This is a genomic window from Pseudoalteromonas sp. TB51 (genome assembly GCF_000498055.1).
In the GTDB taxonomy this organism is placed as follows: Bacteria; Pseudomonadota; Gammaproteobacteria; order Enterobacterales; family Alteromonadaceae; genus Pseudoalteromonas; species Pseudoalteromonas atlantica.
Window position 1 is genome coordinate 1 of sequence record NZ_AUTO01000060.1, and the last position, 20,014, is coordinate 20,014.

The following is a 20,014-nucleotide window of genomic DNA, read 5'->3' on the forward strand; positions in this document are numbered from 1 at the left end:
TTTCGTTATCCATATCCGAGAGGATGGTGGCGATGGCTCCTCGTTCCTCTTTTGGTGGCAATGGGACTGTTAAAGCTTTGAAAGCGCCATTTGTTATGTGCACCTGAGTGCTACCTACCATTATTTCGTTGGCAGCTTTCCTATATTGAGTTGTATTCGAATATTGAATTAGATAATTGGATGTTTCTTCATCCTCTGCAATGAAGCCATACACTCCCTGAGCTAAAACGTATTTTTCATCAGTAGGGATATTTACCATCAAACCTATACTTGGCCCGCTGGGAACAAGATCTCTGAGAACCACGATTGTATATCGGTTATCCACACAGTTTTTAGAGTATTTTAATGACCAGTTTTTGCTACAAAATTGTTGGTCTTTTTCATGAACTCTTAGTACGCCACCTCTAACTACCCCACCTTTAGGGAGCACTTTAACGCCAGCATTGGTGAAGTCGCTAGGTTTAAAAGGTGCACCTCCTCTTAAATCCTTAATTACACTTTCAATTGGCCTTACATCCCAATCCTCAGGAATTTCGCCTAGTTCGCTGGGTTTTGTGCCTTTTGGCTGGCCTTGCTTTTCACCTTCGGTGTAAGTGGCGAACTGGGGTAAACGGGTCTTGCCTGTCAGCAGTTGCTGCATGGTGGCGGTTTTAATCGCTTGTTTTTTCGCGATTAGCTTTTCCAATTCCGTTAGTAGTGCATCAACATCAGATAAGGCATTGGCAATAGCGGTTTGTTCTTTCTGATTTTTGGAGAGAGGTATTTTAAATTCAAACAAACCATCCAGAGTAATACTGGCTTGGTTAGCATTACCACGATAAATTTGTTCAATGTGATCAATATATCTTTCTGTCCTAAAATGATTTACCAATAAATTAGATATATTTTCAGCATTGGATTTTGGTTTGATTAAAACCGCATTTTGGTTTAATAAAAAACCTTTGTGATGAGGCTCTACAAGAATTGCTTTTCCAACCAATGAATCATACATGGGTGGTTTAGAACCAACAGTTGTAAATATTAAATCTCCATCACTTAATGACCACTTTTTATACTTGTTATATGAACTCTCGGAAACATAGATTGGATTGTCATTCTTTATTGTTGTAAAAGACGTATCGCTAACCCTTACAACTCTTATTCCAGAATCAGTGTATTCAGATGATTTAAATGGATAGCCTTTGATATATTTAACAATATCTCCAAAGTTAACTAGCTCCCAATCTTCAGGAATAACTCCAACCTCAGTCTGTTTATATCCTTCTAGAATTTCTTGCTCTAATACGCTCATAGCGGCCACTCCAAACCCATCGCTTTTAAGTGGCCTGCGACTTTGTCGCTTAGGTCATCAACCGATTTAGAAAGGGTTGGTAATGGCGTGCTGTAGCGTTCTTCCAGTTGTTTAACGCGGTTTGCCATCTGTTGGGTAACACGTTCAATCTCACTAACAATATTGGCTTGTAAAGTTGCTAACCATTTGTCATCGACAATCAGGGTTTTGATTTCATTAATATCAAGTTTTGGATATTGGTTGAATACGGCCAAATCCAGAGCTTCTTGCGCTTCTTTCACTGCTTTTTTAGCAGAAGCTTCAGCGTTAAATAGCTTGGTTGCCTGTTTCAGTGCTTTCACTTCTTCTGCGTCGGTGGCGAGCTTAGCTCTGGCAGCAACGCTGGCTTTGATGATTTTGTCTTTGTCGTTTAGAGCTTCAACTAATAAGCCATCTTCAGCGCCATGTTCCTCAAGGTAACTTTCAAGTGTTTGGGTCGCTTCGTCTTGCTTGGCTTGCAGGGCATCAACCTGAGCTTGTTCGTCAGCAAAGTAACGGGCAACGATTAGGCTTGGTGGAATAAGCTCGGCTTTGTACTTTTTCTTGTTGATGATTAAATCAGGTGTTTCTTTAAGCTTTTCGCCCTTGGCAGCCACNCTAACTCACGAAGGGTGTTACCCGCTTGCCAATCATCCTGTACCAATACATATACATCGTCTTGCAGGGTATCGGCCCAGTAATCCATCAGAATTTGGTAAATATCGTATTTGCTTAATAAGTCGCTATTGGCATAGCTATTTAACAAATTCTCTGAAATGTTAAAGACAAAGTTTTTCGGGTTATCGCCTACTTTGATTTCTTTTAGTTTCGCTTCGGGTATCCATTGTTTGAATGGCAATAGGCTACGAGCGGCAAAATCTTTAAATTCTTGGTGAGCTAATATGGTGCTTTTCACTTGGCTGGCTTCAACCAGTGCATGGCTGTATCCGTCACGCAAATGAGTGAACAAGGTAGCGCGAATGCTTGGGAATACCTGCCAGTAATGCTCAAGGGCATCAATGTCACGGTTTGGAATGCCACCTTGCAGGTGAGCGCTTAAGTCATGTAAGTCTTCTGGCTCAGATGAGTCGATATAACGCGGGATATTAAGGTTGTAATCGTTAGCGGCAATTTCATCAATGGGCACTAAACGGCTAAAACGTTCAAGCTCTAAGCCTTTGTTAAACACATCAACAATTTTGTGAATGTCTTGGCTACGCAGGCGGTTTTTGTTGCCATCTTTGATAAAGCCCTTGCTGGCATCAATCATAAAGATGGGGCGACCTGATACGGTTGGTAGTGCTTCATCGCCTTCATTAAAACTACCTCTTGATTCAAAAATGGCTTTTCGCGAATGTTCTTTGTCAATCACGATAATACAGGCTGGAATACCCGTGCCGTAGAATAAGTTAGCAGGTAAACCAATAATGCCTTTGATGTAACCTTGTTTGATAAGGTTTTCACGAATCGTCGCTTCGGCATTACCACGGAATAACACCCCATGCGGTAAGATCACCGCGCCTTTACCTGTGCTTTTTAAGCTTTTGATAATGTGCAGTAAGAAGGTGTAGTCACCGTTTTTCTCTGGTGGAATGCCCCACGTAAAACGGTTATATAAATCGTTTTCTGGGGTTAAGCCACTGGTCCAGTTTTTATTTGAAAATGGCGGATTGGCAACCGAAAAATCAAATGTTTTTAATTGGTTAGGGGCATCTTTCCATTGTGGATCAGAAAGTGTATTACCTTTCCATATTTTGGCTGTGGTGTTGTTATGTAAGATCATGTTCATACGGGCAAGTGCGCTAGTCGCGTTGTCCATCTCTTGTCCGTATAGGGTTAAACCACGCATCGCTTGGTCGCTGGCTTTTAACAACAATGAACCTGAGCCGCAAGTAGGGTCGTAGGCGGTGGCATCTTGAGGTGTGTCTTCTTTAATGCCGACCACTTTTGCCAAAATTTGAGATACCTCAGATGGTGTATAGAATTGTCCTTTAGATTTACCTGATTCTGTTGCGAAATGGCGCATTAGATATTCGTAAGCGTCACCTAATAGGTCATCACCGCCAGCTCGATTTGATGATAAGTCTAACCCTTGAAAAATACCGACTAACTTGGTTAGACGGTCTACCATTTCTTTGCCTTTACCTAGCTTGTCTTCATCGTTGAAGTCGGCAACGTCTATCACGCCTTTAAGGTCATTTTCTTCGGCAAGGGCGGCGATGATCTTATTGATTTTATCGCCAATCTCTTTGTCGTTTTTGGCGGCTATCATGTCGTCATAGCTAGCACCTTCTGGCACGACAATCATGCCGTATGGGTCGCCTTTGTATTTATCACTAACGTACTTCATGAAGAGCATGGTTAGTACGTAGTCTTTATACTGGCTGGCATCCATACCGCCACGCAGTTCGTCACAGCTTGCCCATAATGATGAATACAGTTCTGTCTTTTTAATTGCCATGAGTGTTCCTTTAAATCCTTGTGCCTGAGCGGTTAGAGCAAGTCAGTGTTTAAGCCTGCTGCTTTTAAACGGTGAGTGAGATTACGCATTTTAGAAAATTCAGTGCCAAAACTGGGTTTTAAGCCAACGCCTTCGCAAAATTCTTTGGCAGTCATGCTTTTTAAACTATCAGCGTATTTGATCATTTGCAGATGCAACTCAGTGGTGTACTGGTTGCGTGGCGCATCATCTAATGCTTGTTTGATATGGTCGAAGATCGCTTGCTCGTTCATAAGGCTATTCTTCTTTTTGATAGTGATTTATCTAATTTATATAAATTAGATAAATAAGCAAGTAGAACCTACTAGAACCGTTTTAATGATTGATATTTCGCTCGTTGCCATTTATTTAATCAATATCAGATCTCGAAGCAATAACCATGACAAATATGCACATTGGTATAATCAAAAAATATCACAAAATATTTGATGTTTTTTCAATTGTTTATGAAGTCTAAATAATTAATAGAAAATTATAATATTTATTTTTATAAATATTAATTACTTAAAATTCAGTGCCTTATACAAATATGCAAGTTGTATTGATCAAAATTTAGATCTACGATCACGTTCGTATTTAAACGAATTTGAGTAGACAAAATGAAAAACATCAAACTTCCAACTCTAAGTTATTTCATTCGCCAAATTTATATTTCCCAAGTCAAAAGATTTTCATGGGTAAGGCGGGTGAATGCTTTTAAAATTTAATAAGGCCCTTAAAACGCTTGATAAATGGCATGATGCGTTAGATAAGAAGCAATACGAGCCTCTAATTAAAGTGTGGAGCGGTCCTAAGGGTACAAGAAGGCATTTGTACAAAGGCGCTAAGAGCAAACGCAACCACCATTTCTTAAGCGATGGTGAAAGACGCTTAGGCATCATAAGAGATTCCTTGCCGGAAACCGTTAATTACTTTGAGCAATATCCATTGTGGGACATAGAGCTATGTGTTCGTATCGCAATCGATATGGGTATCAAGTATCCGTGCGATGAAGAAGGCGAAGCCTATGTGCTCAGTACCGACTTCTATTGTCTAGAGACAGATTTAAACGACAAAAACCTCGCAACAAAAGAGGTCGCCAGAACATATAAAACGCTGGATTCGCTGGATAGAGAAATCAAGCACCCTGTATCTGTTACGCGAACTCTGCAAAAGCTCGAACTGGAAAGACGATACTATGAAGACAAACAGATACCGTTTGTTTTAGAAACTGACCACAACGTCAGCATTAACTGTGCATACAATTTAAAGTGGTCCAAGGGGTGCTTGAAATACATTCATGAGATTAAGCACAATCAACAGCCGTTTTTTATGGCGTTTGTTGAGATGGCAAGCCTGTACTTTGAAACACCGTTACAAGAGGTTATTCAGCGTGTCAGTCATCGATTGGGACTCAGTTACGACGATGGCTTCGGCCTATTTCAGTGGGGCGTATGGTCTCATCAATTACCGATTGATTTAGATATAAAAATTGATGTGTTTAAACCTGTTCCTTTAAGGGAGGTCGCTTAAGCATGTTCCGTAAACATACAGAAATTATCACGCCAACAGGCTCACTACACCTGCGTATAGTCCATGTAACTCGCGATAAGGTCGCTTATTACGATTTGAATAAATCAGTGGTTAAACGCAAACCAAGAGCGGATAAACCCTTACAAAAAAAACGCTCACGCCTTCAAAGCAAACCACTAACAATGGATGCACAAAAGTTAGCCGATATGTTGTCGCATTACCAATATGAAATCCGTGGGATTGAATATGACAACGGCCTTTACGTACCGCGTAGCAAGTCTCCAAATGAGCAGCTAGAAATCAAACTAAAAAGGCGGGATAACGCTCGATTTAACTATGACCTGATAAAGCCTATTGTTGAGGATTCAGAAAAAACCTATGAATACCTGTATACCGACAGAGGTACTGAACTTATCAAGGAAATCAGCGCTGAAAGTGGCGTAAATGCAGCGCAAATATCCAGATTACTTGCACAGTACTTTTATCGTGGTAGCTGTTTCAACGCGATGTATCCGGATTATCGAAAATGTGGCAGCAACTTTGTGCTACCGCTTGTCCCGACTGAGGGAATGTCTAAGCGTGGCAGAAAATCATCCGATACCTATTTTCGTGGGCGCACCAAGCTAGACGAAGACAATATTCTCAAGCACTTGGAAAGATTAGGTAAAAAGAAATTCATGCGAATGCCTCATACCAAACAGTATGAGGTGTATGACTTCTATTTTCAGTCAAAAAAAGAGAAATACATCGATGAAGACGGAAAGGAAATTGTCGAGCGTAAACCGCTGGAAGAGAATGAGTGTATTAGCTATGACCAATACTATGCCTTTGTTAGAGCGGCTGAAAAAGAAGGGCGACTGAAGTGGCAGCAAAAAGGTGATAAGCGGTATCTATCTGAATACCGCTCTAAGCTAAAACGTGCCCGTTCAGATGTGCCGGGTCCAGCATTTCGTTATGAGGTAGATGCCACGATTGAAGATGTTTATCTTATCTACCCGTACAACAAAAAAGAGCGCTTATCATCTGGCAGACCCACTGTATACCGTGTGATGGATGTGGACTCAGGGATGACGGTAGGCTTTCACGTTGGGATTGGTGGCCCCAACTGGCGCGGAGTCATGCAGGCACTTTACAATGCTTTCACAGATAAAGTGGAATTCTGCAAACAGTTTGGTGTCGATATCACGCATAAAGATTGGCCCTGTAACCTGCTGTGTACGGAACTTGCCATTGATAATGGTGTGGAATATCCCAAGAAAAACATGATGCAGTTGCTTGATGAGAAAATGGGCATTGACTGTATCAACTATTTGCAAATTTATGCTGGTTACACCAAAGGTACTGTGGAAGGTGAGTTTCAGCATACCAAAAACGACATCATCCAATTCATGCCGGGACTGGTTGAACGCATACCCGAAAAAGGCGATACGCACGCTTCGAACCTCGCAGTGTATGACTACGACAAGTTTGTTCATCTGCTGATCATAAACACCATTCTTAGAAACAACTTTGTGCCAAAACCGAGAGTATCTAGCAAGGCAATGGAAGTTGAAGGTGTGCGTGCAACCTCCAGAGCTAGATGGAACTTTGGGCTGCGTCATTACATGAATAATGGACGAGGCATGACCATGAAAAAAGAAGATGTCATGTTCAAGCTACTACCTCGGAGTCTGGCAGCAACTACCGCAAAAGGGATTAAGTACCGCAACGTTTACTACCACTGCGAACATGCGGCACGACAAGGCTGGCTTAATGCAAACCCAAAACGCCCAGTGAAGAAATTAGACATCCGTTACTTTGATGGCTCTACTGACAAGATTTGGTACAAGCATGATGGTGTTGTTTATGAAGCAACGCTCAATACCGAGCAGGACGATACGTTTGAAGGTGTTACTTGGTTTGATGTGTCACATAAACAATCTCAGAAGACATCGGATCTAGTTGAACAACAACGTGAACTTAGGCAAGCCCGCTTCATACAGAAGAACAATACGCAACGGATCACCAAAGAAGCGTTGGATGCGCTTAAAGGTTTAACAAGACCGAATGCCAAATCATCGCAATCTACGGTTAAAGCGTTGAAGGAAATTACCAAGGCGAATATGGATAGACAGACTGCCTCCATGATTAGCACGTTGATGGTAGGTGAGTCGAAATCCAAAGAAGAAACAGTATCGATGGAGACGTTGCAGTCTTCAATGATGCGCCAAATGCAGCAGATGTATCCCTCATCTGGGCAAAATCAATAGGAAAAATTAACCATGAAGGAGACAAGATTAATTAGAAATAAGGTAAAAACATGCAAATTTTAGAAACACAATCAGTGGCTGTAAAAGCGGAATATATTCCTCACAACATCACCGCCTATAACAACAACCCGCTAATTGAAGCGATTCGACCTGCAAAGAGTTTGGAAGCGTTCACTCAGGCGATTTTGGTCAATCATGACGTTGATGCAAGCGTTACTCAGATGAATGACTTTGATAGGGAGTTAATGATTGAATTAATTCCACTTACCTTTGTGCCATCACCTAAGACGTTTAAAATTTATCGGCACATCGTTAAAGCAATTATGGTGGGGTACTTACATAGAAGACCTTTCACTATCGATTACAACATCATGCAAAGTGAAGTTGGGAAAGGTAAAGACTATGAAATGCCAAACGCGATTAATTTATCAACCTGTATCTCGCACATCGGTATTAGTGGTGGGGGCAAAACCAAGACGATAGATAAGTGTTTGAGCTTACTGCCACAGGTTATCGAACACAATGAATATAAAGGTAATCTGTTTCGCAAGGAGCAGGTTGTTTATGTCAAGTTTGAGGCTCCCGCGACTAAAACCAAAAAGGGTTTTATCCTTAATTTTTTCTTCGCAATCGACCAGCTACTAGGCTCTAGCCATTACGAGCTTTGGAAAGGTTCCAAGGCGAATAATTCAGCTTTTGTGATTGAGGCAAAGAAAGTGGCAATGAAGTACAATATTGGCATTGTTTTCATTGATGAAATACAGCGCTGCGTCTATGACAGTAATGATGCTAAAGATGAAAACCGCTCAACACTGAATTTTATCGACGCGTTTTTTAATAGCATTGGCATTCCGATGATTGTGGCAGGCACCTATGCCTCGTGGCCTTTATTCCAAACTACCATGTCTACCTCTAGACGTATTTCATCAGGTATATCTGAGCGTTGTGATGGAATTGAGACAACAGTGTATGATCCTGTTACCAAAAAACACATTGCCAATCCGTTTTGGAATTACTACGTGCAGTGCTATTACAAGCCTCACTTGCTGCGGAATCCGTTCACGTTCACTGATGAGATAACCTCAGCGTTAAATTTCTATAGTTGCGGTATTCCCGCACTATTCATTCGTCTGATAAAGCTTTGCTATGAAGAAGCGATTTACTCTGGATTAGAAACTATTTCAGTAGATCTTATTCGTGATGTCTATGCCGATCAATTTTACCTGTTGGCGGACGCACTTCATGCATTGAGGGAAGGTGAAGTAAGCACATTTGAGGATTTGATTAAACCGCATATCAAGCTGCTTAACCCTGCAAAAGCGGGTGAAGATATGAGTACAGCGGACGTTGTTGAAAAGTATTGTATTGACAGTGATGTACCTAACCCACCGGGTATGAATGATGAAGGTGTAGTGATTGATATGCCAGCGGCTAAAAGTACGTTGATACCAGCTGATGATTTTAGAAATTTATCAGGATTAAGTCGGCAGGAAATTGCTGCCAAGCTGGGTGAGGTGAAATCATGAGCAGTGTAGTACGCAAACCACAAATCAATGCCTATCCGTTTGAGGGTGAGCATGTCATCAGCTTGATGGTTAGACATCATCTATATTCAGGTATTAGGCGATGGGATAACGCGACCAATCCCATCTCAAGTGATTATAAGACGGTGGTGCCACATTATGTATTGAGGCCCTTATATCGAGATGTTTACGATGCATTTTCGCCTAGTATCGACTATGAAACGTTTTTAGGAAGACACACTCTTTATCGGTATTACGCTCCATTCTTACCAGCAACACTGTTAACACAATCTGGCGATAAGCCGTTGTTTGTTAGCAATATCAATCGCGTTAAGTATGCTGCCCATTGGCGGCATTGCTCGGAGTGCGTTAAGGAGGATATGGACACTATTGGTGAAACTTACTATCACATAGAACATCAATTAGCTGGTATGAGTTATTGCGTTAAGCATCAGACACCGTTGTTTGTCGCTTGTGATAGTTGCCATGATTCTGGGCGCTATCTCAATAATATTGGTTTACCGCATGGTAGCAACTGTCCTAAGTGCGATTTGGGGTACGATAACCTTGATGGTTACATGGATGATGACATCGATTGGGTATTAAGGACATCCGCAAGGCTGCTCAAACATGATTTTCCAAACTTGAACTTGCAGCGACTGCAACGCGCCTATCGGGACTATATTGGATTAGATACGTTCACAAACGTTTCTTCACGCAAGGACACCCTAATAATTGCTGAGGCACAACGAGCGTTGGATAACCACTTTGCACCTGAGCTATATGAGCGTCTTCTGATACTTGACGGTTATCAGGGAAACCGAAAATTCCGAGAATTATTCGTGTCGTATTTAGCATACAAGGACAAACTCACGTTACCGATATGTCACTTGCTGATGATAAGGATGTTATTTGGTGAGATTGAAAACATCCCGAATTTGATGAGCTAATAAACTATGAGCTACCCAGTTTATTACCCCACACCAATTAAAGGTGAAACGGTTTTTAGCTGGGTAGCGCGTGCGCATAGTTACTCTGGTTATCCGAGCTTTCGCAACCAATCGTTAAAAGCTCTTCAGATAAAAACCGAATTAGCCAGTACCGAATTTCCTTCCTATATCGCAAAACTGGCACAAAGCTCTTGTGTGGATGAACAATGGATCGTTCAGTTCATGACCGGGATTAACTACTACCGACCTTTTCAAACCCAAGCCCAGTACCAGCAACTTCAAACAGATTTACTCAGTGGTAATACTGCCTCCACGCACTCCCGTTATGGCATGGTAGCGAACCGCTTGTTAACGGAACCTGTCCTTAAATCGTGCCCTGCCTGTGTGACGTATGATGAAGCACAGCATGGATTTGCGTATTGGCATGTAATTCATCAACTGGCAGGTGTGACTTGCTGCCCTCTGCATGGCGTAAAGCTTCACTCAGAAAAACGTATACGTTCCTTTGCTGCGCAACCAGAGACTAGTGAGGTTGTTGATGCCAGTATAAGTGAGTTCAACCTTTCTACCTGTATCGCCTTGGCGTTTATTGCAGACCCTGTTCACTATTCAAAAGATGATTTGGTAGACGTGCTTAAAAACCGATTATTGGAAATGGGCATGGTGACGGCCTGTGGCAATATCCGAAAGCGATTGCTGGTGCCAATGATGATTGAAGAGATAGGAAAGCTTTCAGATTGTGTCCATTTTAAACGACTAGCGTGCGGCTTAATGCGCGGTAGCTATCCTGCGAATCTATTTTATCAACCTCATCAACAATACCATCCACTGAAATATTACTTTCTAATTCATTGCTTATTTGGCTCGTGGGATAGGTTTAAGGCTGTAATGGAGGCTCAACCTGTAAAAGAGCCTAAAATGCCTATAGAGCAATCTCAGCGTTCTTCCTCCCCCTTTGATAACTCACTCATCATCAAATGCCTAAAAGATGGTGATAGCATGAGAAAAATCGCAGCACAAACAGGCAAAAGTATTGCTTACATTAAAAAAGTTGCAACTAACAACCAGATCGCAGTGGATAAGCGCCCCTCAAAGATATTTACTGTAGATGAGCGAGATATTTGGAGCAAGCTGATGGTTGGTATTCCAACAGAAGTAATTGCTAGGGAACACGGTATTTCACAGGGGGCGGTTGAACAGATATTGGGTAAGTTTAGTGAACTAGTAGCGCTGCGAAAAACCATCCGATTTAACCACAAAAGGCAGCAGTGCAGACAGGAGATAGAAGCGTTTTGTCAGTCTCATCCTCAATGTCGGCAAAAAGAAGTAAGAGCGAATTGTGGTGCTTCTTTTATGTGGTTGTATAAGCATGATAAGTGTTGGTTGGAACAGCACCTACCTTCACCGATCCCGCGAGCTTTGCGATACTTAGGTAAGTAGCAGATGTACTTGAACAATCGCCTTTCGAACTTAATGCAGTTGATTGGGGCGAGCTTGATTCAATTTTTCAATTTGTTGTGGGCTAAAGCCATGCCGGAGCAACTCAAAGTCTTTTAATAAAATCTGACATCTAGTGCCTTCACCTAGAGTTTGATAGATACTGCCGCTAGCGGTTTTAATTAACTGCTCATTTGTTTTTACGATCCGAGATGTACAGACGTAATCTCCTTTAGAGAATCGATAGGTCGAATCATCAACACAAATTCCCCAGAGCACATCTCCAACAAGCTCGCCTTTGTCTAAAACAGAAACTATTTGCCAGTCTTTCACTATCGTGTTCATGAGTATGCCCTTATAGATAACCATAACTCATGGTAGTTAAAAACGATTTAAAACAATACTAAAAGCATGGAGGTAATCCTGAGTTTTTGTATTCATTGTCTTAATAGTTCACGAATACTATCTAACTTGTTATATTTGCTAATAAATTTAGGATGGGGAATCGGATGTCTTTTAGATTAAAAAAATTCAAATTGGATGATAAAAACTTACAACTACCATTAGTTAAATTAACTAATGGTAATGATAGTGAGGATAACTATTTTACTGTTGTAATTGGTAATAATGGAACGGGAAAGAGCCGCTTTCTAAGAGGTATTGTTGATTCGTATAGGAAGCGAAATGTCGGACATGAAAACTTTTCTTTGCAAGATAAAATTAACAATCCACAGAAACTAATAGCTATTACGACCAGCTTATCTGATAAATTCCCCTCGGATTCCAGTTTTAGTAGACAAGCGAATCCTAATATCATTCGTGAACAATACTGTTATTTAGGTCCTAGAGGGCGTGTTGGTGGTTCTTCAAATAGAGCTTTAATGGATAAGGCTATTTCGTTTCTCATGTCAGGTTTTGAAGAAAAAAGTAATTTTTATCAATACAACGAAATATTTAATTATTTGAAGTATGAACCCGTCTTAAAACTGGCTTATAAGGTACGAGTGCCAGTTGAATTGAAGGATAGTATTGAGTCAATTGATGGTGAAAACTTAAAGAGCTTCATTGCTATGCGGAGTGAAAACCGAAGTGGTATCAGGCAAGGGACATATAGCAGGTTTTTATCTTCACCTGAGTATTACTGGGATGAGCTTGCTGATGCTTATCGATATGCTTTTGAACAGCAAAATTTTAATCGCGGTGGTGAATTCAATTTTGTAATCAACTTTTCTGAAGAAAATATTAGTCGTTCGGATCACGTAATATCTCACCGTGAGATATCTAGATATCGGGTGTTTGATGATCTACGAAAGCTAGACTTAATAAAAAGTATGCAGGTAAAACTCTACAAGAAGCATGGTGGTGAGTTTAACTACACAGACGCAAGTTCAGGAGAAGCAAGTATATTATCGACCTTAATCGGATTAGTACCCAACTTAAAGAACGATAGCTTGATTCTTATTGATGAACCTGAAATTAGTTTACATCCATCATGGCAATATCGTTACATTGAGTTAATTGATAAGTTGCTACAATCAGTAAAAGGTTGCCATGTCATAGTAGCGACACACTCACATTTTTTAATTTCAGACTTACCTAATGGTCGTTCAAATATAGTTCATTTCAAAAGCTCTAAGGGTAATCGGATTGATGTTGATTACTATGATGAAAATACCAACGGTATGTCTGCTGAAGATGTTTTGTTAAACATCTTCGATATGCCTTCTACAAGAAATTATTACCTTAGCGCTATTGTGACTGAATTATTGCAATTGCTGGCAGACGGTCAAAAACACTCCGATAGATATCATGACTTATGTCTCAAAGTTAAGAAGGTATTACCTAATTTAAAACAAGTAGACCCGCTTTATGATGTTATTTCTAAACTTACAAAGTTAAGGTTGCGTAATGACTGATAGAATTCTTTCACCATATTCTTTCAAAGCGCAAGAGCTTCAACTGATTTCTGATCGGTTTGTAACTCATACCGATTGGAGTAAGTCATGTTTTGACGGAATTAAACTGGCGGTTAAAAATGATTTGCGACCCAAACAAGGAAATCTTTGTTGCTATTGTAAATGGGAATTAGGCTTCGACATAAAGGAAGTCGATATAGAGCATATTGTGCCTAAAAGTGAATATTCAGAGTACACTTTTCATCCGAATAACCTTTCTTTGTCATGTCCGGGATGTAACACCAATAAAGGGACTAAGCCTGTTTTAAGTGTACCTATTACAGCTTATCCAACAGATGGTATTAATGTGAACATTGTTCATGCTCATTTTGATGAATATAGCCTGCATATTGAAAGACATGCAGATGCAATATATGAAGGGCTTACAGCAAAAGGTCGTAGAACGATAAAGCTGTGCAAATTAGATAGGTTGAAAGACGTACTTAAAAAAATGAAAGCCGCAAAATCGAAAGATACTCAAATTGCACAATTGGTTGCAGAGTTAACACAAACAAATGATACTCAACGCTCTGAAGAAATTAAGCTTGAATTATCACAGTTAACTGAACAATTTCTATAATTGAAGTTAACCAACTTAATTAAAAACGATATATTATTAATGACGATTAAATTCTAAGAGTTAACCATCTTAATTACAAAATATGGTTTCACAAGCTTTAGTAGGTATCTATGGAGTTAACCCACTTAATTCCGAGATCACATGAGACTAATTTTTGAACTTTAATGGGTAGTAAGTTCCATTATAGTTTGGGAATTTATCAAAATTATAAAAGCCGTTGCAGCCATGCAACGGCTTTTTTGTATGTGTGATTGCCCTAAATTATATGGGCGTAGGTTGGATGCAGTGAAACGAAACCCAACAAATCACAAATATACTTACTCGCTCACAACCCAAGAGTATGTGTTATTAGTTGTAGGCGTTTAGCTTGCTGACGCGCGGGCGGCAGCCCGAATAAGTATTTGAATAGGTGTTTGAGGTTATCATCATCGATAACGCGAATGCGTTTCGCGCTTCTAGAAATTAGAAACTTTATTCAAGGTTTTTTGCCAGATTGTTGGCGGCATCAGCCAAGAGGGGCTATAGATTTCAATCTTACTCTGCTGCAAGTAATTCATCCTTGAAGCTGGGTTCCTGTCAGCATCCATGCTTCTACTTCCTCGCGCTGCGAAACTTCGTTTCGGTCACTCGTCACCCACGGCGCCCTGAGCATCACGCTTAATCCTTCAAAACACAATTGATGTGAACGTAAACGGCGAAGATAGGCCATCCATGGCCTAGTTTCACCTTATCGCGCATCCATGCGCGACATTACTCATCAATTGCTATTTTCAGGGCGCGATGACGGGGGAGGGTGTTAAACGTGAGATTGGTGTTTGGTCTTGGCAAGAAACAGATCTGACCCTCAGTATTCAGGGCGTCCTGACGGGAAGGAGGGAAGCGAGATTGGGGCTTAGTTTTAGAAAGAATATGCCATGAGCTTTGAATTTATTTTTCTATATTAGTTAGAAGAGAGATTTTTTCTAAAGTTTGATAGGATGAATCTCTAGAGAAAATTGTTATCTATTCAAATATTATTTTTCAGTTATTTTTATTTCCTCTTCTTCAATATTTACGAGCATGTTTGTGACTACAAAATATAAAATTATTGATATATCTCAAGAAGATGTTGAACAGTTTGAACAAATGGGAACGAAAACAAAGTTTTGGTATGAAGCTGAAAATACTTCTTACTTGTTTAAATCAATCCATACAGAAGATAAGCAAGGCAATCCAATAGTTAGATATGGTGAAGATTGGGCTGAAAAAATAGCATGTGAGTTGGCAGTGTTTCTAGGTATACCTCATGCTGAATACGAATTAGCTAAAAATAAAAGTGAAAGAGGTATCAGGACAGTAAACTTTATTGCGCAAGGTGAGCAATTAACTTTCGGTAATCAATTAATTGAGCATATAGCCGGTTTTGAATCGCTTAAGGAAAGTTTTCAACTAAAAGATAATATAAGGTTACAAACAGTGAGCAGGGTATATACTGCTTTAGATTGGTTAGCAGACGCTCCCCCTAAGGGCTGGAGCAATCTTGAAATAGCGAATGTAATAGATGTATTCATAGGTTATTTGATGTTTGATGTACTTATCTCTAACCAAGACAGGCATAATGAGAATTGGGGAATTATTGAAAGTCTTGATAGTAATTATCTAGCTCCTTCATATGATCATGCTGCGAGTTTGGGGCGTAATGAAAGTGATATAAAAAGGTTGGAAATACTAAATAATTCTACACCAAGTCTCACAATACAAAAGTATGTGAGGCGCTCTAAATCTTTCTTTTATAGTCAGGGGAAAAGGATTAAAACATTGGATGCCTTCGAACAAATGTCGATGCTAGCATTAGAGAAGAAGAAATCTAAGGCTCCCACTTATTGGTTAGGCTTACTTGAAAATTTAACTGAAGACAAAATTAATTCAGTTATTACTAAAGTTCCAGATGAATTGATGTCTGAAATAACAAAAAAATTTACATTACGATTGATTTTAGCTAATCGAGATAATTTACTAGAGTTAAAAAACAAATTTTATGATTAATACTAATATTGCTACTCTAAAAGTTGAGCTTTATGTTGTCTGGCAAGATGATGAAACTCGTATGTGGCACCCAGTAGCAAAACTAATTAAAGAGCCTGTAAGCTCAGATGAAAAGAAGTTTGTATATAAGTTTCATTATACAAACGGTGCCAAAAACAAAAATTTTAAAGCATTTTTAAGGCTTGATGAACTTAGTAAAACATATGTATCCAATGAATTATTTAAATTCTTTAATAATAGGCTTTTGCCAAAAAACAGGCCAGAATTTAAACAAATGATCGAGTGGTCAGGTTTGGATATTAGAAGTGCAGATGAGTTAGAGTTTTTAGGTATTACAGGTGGAGAGAGGAAAACGGATAATTTCAGGGTAGTAACTGTACCTAAGTTAGATGGAGAATATTTTACGATTAAGTTCTTTGTTTCTGGTTTTAAATATATAAGCGATGAGTGTAAAGATTTAGCTAAAAAGCTTACAGTTGGCTCTGAACTTAAACTTAAGCATGAATTAGATAATCAACATGATTCAAATGCTCTAATTGTATTACATGATGGGGAAAACAAGCTTGGTTATTGCCCTCGATATTTGAATAATGATTTAAAGAACCTAATTAATTCTCAAGAATATTTTTTAACCTTGATCAAAGTCAATGAGACTGCTCCACACAGGTTTAAGTTTTTGTGTGAATTTAAATCTAAAATTCCAAAAGATTATGAGTGCTTCATTTCCGATGAATATAAAAAGTTTAATCTTGAGATAAGCCATGTGGGCTAATACAGTTTCGGTTATGCATTGCTTTTTTCTTGGTTTTTTACTCAAAAGCCCAACGGCTCTTATTAAACTTAACTAAACACCATAAACCAAGGGCGCCAAATCTTGATTTCATGCACCAAGGATCAAGGCTTATAGTCTTTTGCTCATCGAGTCAATTACTCTGTCGAGACCACGGCGAATAGAGTTTAAATGCGTTTACCATGTGATTAATCGTGGGAGAGTGCGTGAGAAAATAAAGGGCAATGTTATTGCCCTTTTTTACGCGCTTAAACTTATTTTTATAACCCATAGCGCGACTATGTTTTGCTCTAGCCCTTAATTATAGGCCTGCTTTAATCATCAGGGCCTTTTAAAGTAAACACTAAATGTTTACGCATATCTTTTAAAATCACGCCTTTTTTAAGCATTGCGGCGCTTAAGCGTTTTTGCCATTTTAATAAATCAGGCTCTGCGGCTGCTAAAGCTTGTTCGTTTTCAAACTGAAAACAAAGCAGTAGTGAACTTGGAAATAAGTGATATTCCACATCAAACCAGCACTGCAACATACCAGGGATTTCTTCGCGCCCTTGTGCTTCTAGTTTATCGGCAACGTTAAGCACAAGTGCTTGTTGTTTTACTTGCACTGCAGAGAGTTTTTTCATTATTAAAATCCAAATTAGCGGCTAATACATACAGCCAGAATGCGGGCATTATACGCAAGCTTGTAGCTATGCAACAACCGTAGGTTGGTTTGAGCGAAGCGAAACCCAACGCACAGCCAATGTAATAATCACAATAAATAAAATGCTATTACTTGTAGGCGCTTAGCTTGCTAGCGCGTTGGGCGCAAGCGCGAACTATTTGGTTTAATATGAAGGGGGAGTTTGTTTTATTTTTTTAAGCAAGAAAACGTATCTATATTACTATTACCCCTACAAAAAATAACGATTTTCACACCGAAAATAAAAACGACACTATTCTGCTAAAAGCTAAAAGCTAAAAGCTAAAAGCTAAAAGCTAAAAGCTAAAAGCTAAAAGCTAAAAGCTAAAAGCTAAAAGCTAAAAGCTAAAAGCTAAAAGCTAAAAGCTAAAAGTGCTCACATAGTAAACACTTTCGCCCTATGCTTTAATATTAAAAACAAGGGAGGGCGTTATGCGTAAAAATCGATTTTTATTTAATAAACACGTTGCGGTAATGGCTGCGCTAGGGGTTTTAGCTGCGCCGTTACCTGTATTGAGTAACGAGCCAGAGGTATTAGTTGAGCAGCTTTGTGCTAGTTGCCATAGTTTAAACAACCTTGAGCGCAGTGCGGGTTATAGCCAAGCGGATTGGCAAACACTCATAAGTTATATGGTAGATACAGGCGAGGGTACTGCGCTTAGTAAAGATATTAGCGCGTATTTAGCTAAGCATTACCCTGTTAACACTAAGCGCGAGTCAGCGGTGGTTAAAGGCGATTTAAAACTTAGCTTTAAATACTGGCAAGTGCCTACGCTTGGGCAGCGCGCTCGCGACCCTGTGCAAGGTAAAAACGGGCTTATTTGGTGGGTTGGCCAGTGGGGCAATATTTTAGGTAGGTTAAACCCTAAAACCGGTGAAATGAAAGAGTACACTTTGCCAAGTGGTACGTATGCGCACAGTGTATCGCTTGATAAAAACCAAACCCCTTGGTTTTTAGGTAATAAAAATGGCACGGTTGGGTATTTAGATTTAAAAACCGAAAAATTTGAAGTGTATAAAATGCCTGATAAAAACGCCCGTGACCCGCATACAGGCGTGTTTGATGATGCGGGTATATTTTGGTTTACCCTGCAGCACAGCAACATGATTGGCAGGCTAAACCCTAAAAGCGGTGATATTAAGCTGGCTACTTTACCCACTAAAGGCTCGCGGCCTTATGGTATAAAGCTTGATTCAAGCGGGACGCCGTGGGTGTCGTGTAATGGCAGTAACTGTTTGGTTAAAGTTGATAAAAACACCATGGAGCTTAGCGAAATAAAACTCCCAGGTGCTAAAACACATACTAGGCGCCTTGCTATTACGCCTGATGATATGGTGTTTTATGTAAACTCTGGCATGGGTAAACTTGGCCGCTATAACCCCAAAAACGGTAAAATAACGCAGTGGGATAACCCCAGCGGCGAAAACAGCCACCCGTATGCCATTGAATATGCCGATAATGCTATTTGGTTTAATGAGTCGGCTAAGCGGCCCGAAACGCTGGTTAGGTTTGATTTAAAAACTCAAACCATGCAAAGCTGGCAAATTCCGAGTAAAGAAGGGGTTTACTCTGGCTTAATTAGGCACATGCGTATGGGCAATAACGGCTTAATTATTCATCAAACGGCTACTAATCAATTAGCCGAAATTACTTGGTCTAAGTAATTGAGTTTATTAACGCGTTATATAGAGCCGCTAAGCGTTAGTGTATTTATTTATGTGGTAGGAGTTTTTTACAACGGTTAGCAATATTTACTGTGTAAATGAAAGCAGTAGTTTGGGTTTGTGATTTAACTTATTGATTAATAGTAATAATTTAAGTGGTTTGGGTTTTGCTTAGTAATAGCTGTATTTTTTAAATAAATAAAGGAGTTATTATGAGCACGGTTATTACTGGGTTATTTGAAAGCGCATCACAAGCAACACTGGCTATTTATAGATTAGAAGCATTAGGTATTAATGAAGCTGATATAAGCATTGTAGCCAATGACTCATACGCAAAGGAAGACTTTGCCTTAGATGAGGGAACCAAAGCGGCTGAAGGCGGCATTGTTGGTGCAGCGTCTGGTGGTATTATAGCTGCAATTGTTGGCGGNGCGGTGCAGGTGCTGCCGTTGGCGGAAGTTTAGGCGCTGCTATTGGGGCGTTTATTCCTGAGCACGAAGTTAAATTTTACGAAGACGCCATTGAAAAAGGCTCTATATTAATTGGTGTTAAGTACGACAGCGATAACAAAAGCGCGATTGAAGAAATACTTAAAAATGCAGGCGCGAGTAGTGTGTCTACCGCGTAAAGCTAATTAGTTTAAAGTAATAAAAAAGGTGAAACTTAGTTTCACCTTTTTTTATGCTTTTTTACGTTGCACTTGAATAGCTATTGGCTTACTTAGATTTACGTTTGTCGAGCACATAATGTACGGCCATTCTTGCCACGCCTGCACCAATGCCAGATACCACCGCCCATGTAACGGCTTCTTTAAGATCTGTATGCTCGCTTGGCTTG

Annotated in this window: 16 protein-coding genes and 1 pseudogene; 10 read left to right on the top strand and 7 right to left on the bottom strand. The window is 39.8% G+C overall.

Going from position 1 to position 20,014, the window contains the following annotated elements:
* The 4 genes from L650_RS23485 to L650_RS0102145 form a co-directional block, all read right to left on the bottom strand.
* On the bottom strand, positions 1-1,291 hold a 1,291-nt coding region (locus tag L650_RS23485; RefSeq protein ID WP_085065399.1), incomplete at its 3' end, for a restriction endonuclease subunit S.
* The gene (locus L650_RS24420) at positions 1,288-1,926 is read right to left on the bottom strand and encodes a hypothetical protein (RefSeq protein ID WP_223230514.1); all 639 of its coding nucleotides are present in this window, start codon (positions 1,924-1,926) and stop codon (positions 1,288-1,290) included. The genes L650_RS23485 and L650_RS24420, both read right to left, overlap by 4 nt.
* Positions 1,884-3,770 carry a type I restriction-modification system subunit M gene (locus L650_RS0102140; RefSeq protein ID WP_223230515.1) on the bottom strand — a complete coding sequence of 629 codons (1,887 nt, stop codon included), beginning with the start codon at positions 3,768-3,770 and terminating at the stop codon, positions 1,884-1,886. Before L650_RS0102140 ends, L650_RS24420 begins: the two co-directional genes overlap by 43 nt.
* 32 nt (positions 3,771-3,802) lie before the next feature.
* The gene (locus L650_RS0102145; RefSeq protein WP_008112417.1) at positions 3,803-4,042 is read right to left on the bottom strand and encodes a hypothetical protein; all 240 of its coding nucleotides are present in this window, start codon (positions 4,040-4,042) and stop codon (positions 3,803-3,805) included.
* 457 nt (positions 4,043-4,499) lie between these two features.
* Between L650_RS0102145 and L650_RS23490 the strand changes: the two genes are divergently transcribed.
* From L650_RS23490 to L650_RS0102170, 5 genes are read left to right on the top strand one after another with little or no spacing between them, the layout of a single operon-like run.
* Positions 4,500-5,321 (top strand): TnsA endonuclease N-terminal domain-containing protein, encoded by an 822-nt coding sequence (locus L650_RS23490; protein WP_085065400.1) that lies wholly within the window; start codon positions 4,500-4,502, stop codon positions 5,319-5,321.
* A 2-nt stretch (positions 5,322-5,323) separates the two neighbouring features.
* Positions 5,324-7,570: a hypothetical protein gene (locus L650_RS0102155; protein ID WP_029772022.1), complete on the top strand. Its 2,247-nt coding sequence runs from the start codon at positions 5,324-5,326 to the stop codon at positions 7,568-7,570.
* Positions 7,571-7,620: 50 nt separating this feature from the next.
* A complete protein-coding gene (locus tag L650_RS0102160) occupies positions 7,621-9,096 on the top strand; it encodes an AAA family ATPase (RefSeq protein WP_029772023.1) in 1,476 nt (491 codons plus the stop codon).
* Positions 9,093-10,043, top strand: coding sequence for a TniQ family protein (locus tag L650_RS0102165; RefSeq protein WP_029772024.1), 951 nt, complete (start codon positions 9,093-9,095; stop codon positions 10,041-10,043). Before L650_RS0102160 ends, L650_RS0102165 begins: the two co-directional genes overlap by 4 nt.
* Before the next feature lie 6 nt (positions 10,044-10,049).
* Entirely contained in the window at positions 10,050-11,483 is a 1,434-nt protein-coding gene (locus tag L650_RS0102170) for a TnsD family Tn7-like transposition protein (protein WP_029772025.1), read from the top strand.
* A gap of 30 nt (positions 11,484-11,513) precedes the next feature.
* Here L650_RS0102170 and L650_RS0102175 read toward each other — a convergent pair whose 3' ends face one another.
* On the bottom strand, positions 11,514-11,825 hold the full coding sequence (locus L650_RS0102175; RefSeq protein ID WP_029772026.1) for a hypothetical protein: 312 nt from the start codon (positions 11,823-11,825) through the stop codon (positions 11,514-11,516).
* A gap of 164 nt (positions 11,826-11,989) precedes the next feature.
* Between L650_RS0102175 and L650_RS0102180 the strand changes: the two genes are divergently transcribed.
* The 4 genes from L650_RS0102180 (at position 11,990) to L650_RS0102200 (ending at position 16,812) form a co-directional block, all read left to right on the top strand.
* The gene (locus L650_RS0102180) at positions 11,990-13,396 is read left to right on the top strand and encodes an ATP-binding protein (protein WP_029772027.1); all 1,407 of its coding nucleotides are present in this window, start codon (positions 11,990-11,992) and stop codon (positions 13,394-13,396) included.
* Positions 13,389-14,015, top strand: coding sequence for an HNH endonuclease (locus L650_RS0102185; protein WP_029772028.1), 627 nt, complete (start codon positions 13,389-13,391; stop codon positions 14,013-14,015). The genes L650_RS0102180 and L650_RS0102185 overlap by 8 nt, the downstream gene beginning before the upstream one ends.
* Positions 14,016-15,080: 1,065 nt before the next feature.
* The gene (locus tag L650_RS0102195; RefSeq protein ID WP_029772029.1) at positions 15,081-16,040 is read left to right on the top strand and encodes a HipA domain-containing protein; all 960 of its coding nucleotides are present in this window, start codon (positions 15,081-15,083) and stop codon (positions 16,038-16,040) included.
* On the top strand, positions 16,033-16,812 hold the full coding sequence (locus L650_RS0102200; RefSeq protein WP_029772030.1) for an HIRAN domain-containing protein: 780 nt from the start codon (positions 16,033-16,035) through the stop codon (positions 16,810-16,812). Before L650_RS0102195 ends, L650_RS0102200 begins: the two co-directional genes overlap by 8 nt.
* A gap of 332 nt (positions 16,813-17,144) precedes the next feature.
* Here the strand turns inward: L650_RS0102200 and L650_RS0102205 are convergent, their stop codons facing one another.
* On the bottom strand, positions 17,145-17,453 hold the full coding sequence (locus tag L650_RS0102205; RefSeq protein ID WP_004587588.1) for a hypothetical protein: 309 nt from the start codon (positions 17,451-17,453) through the stop codon (positions 17,145-17,147).
* A gap of 491 nt (positions 17,454-17,944) precedes the next feature.
* Between L650_RS0102205 and L650_RS0102210 the strand changes: the two genes are divergently transcribed.
* Entirely contained in the window at positions 17,945-19,177 is a 1,233-nt protein-coding gene (locus tag L650_RS0102210; protein WP_029772031.1) for a hypothetical protein, read from the top strand.
* A 716-nt stretch (positions 19,178-19,893) separates the two neighbouring features.
* On the opposite strand, the pseudogene L650_RS24065 reads toward L650_RS0102210, so the two are convergent.
* Positions 19,894-20,014: pseudogene (locus tag L650_RS24065) on the bottom strand (DUF4235 domain-containing protein); the annotation flags it as partial.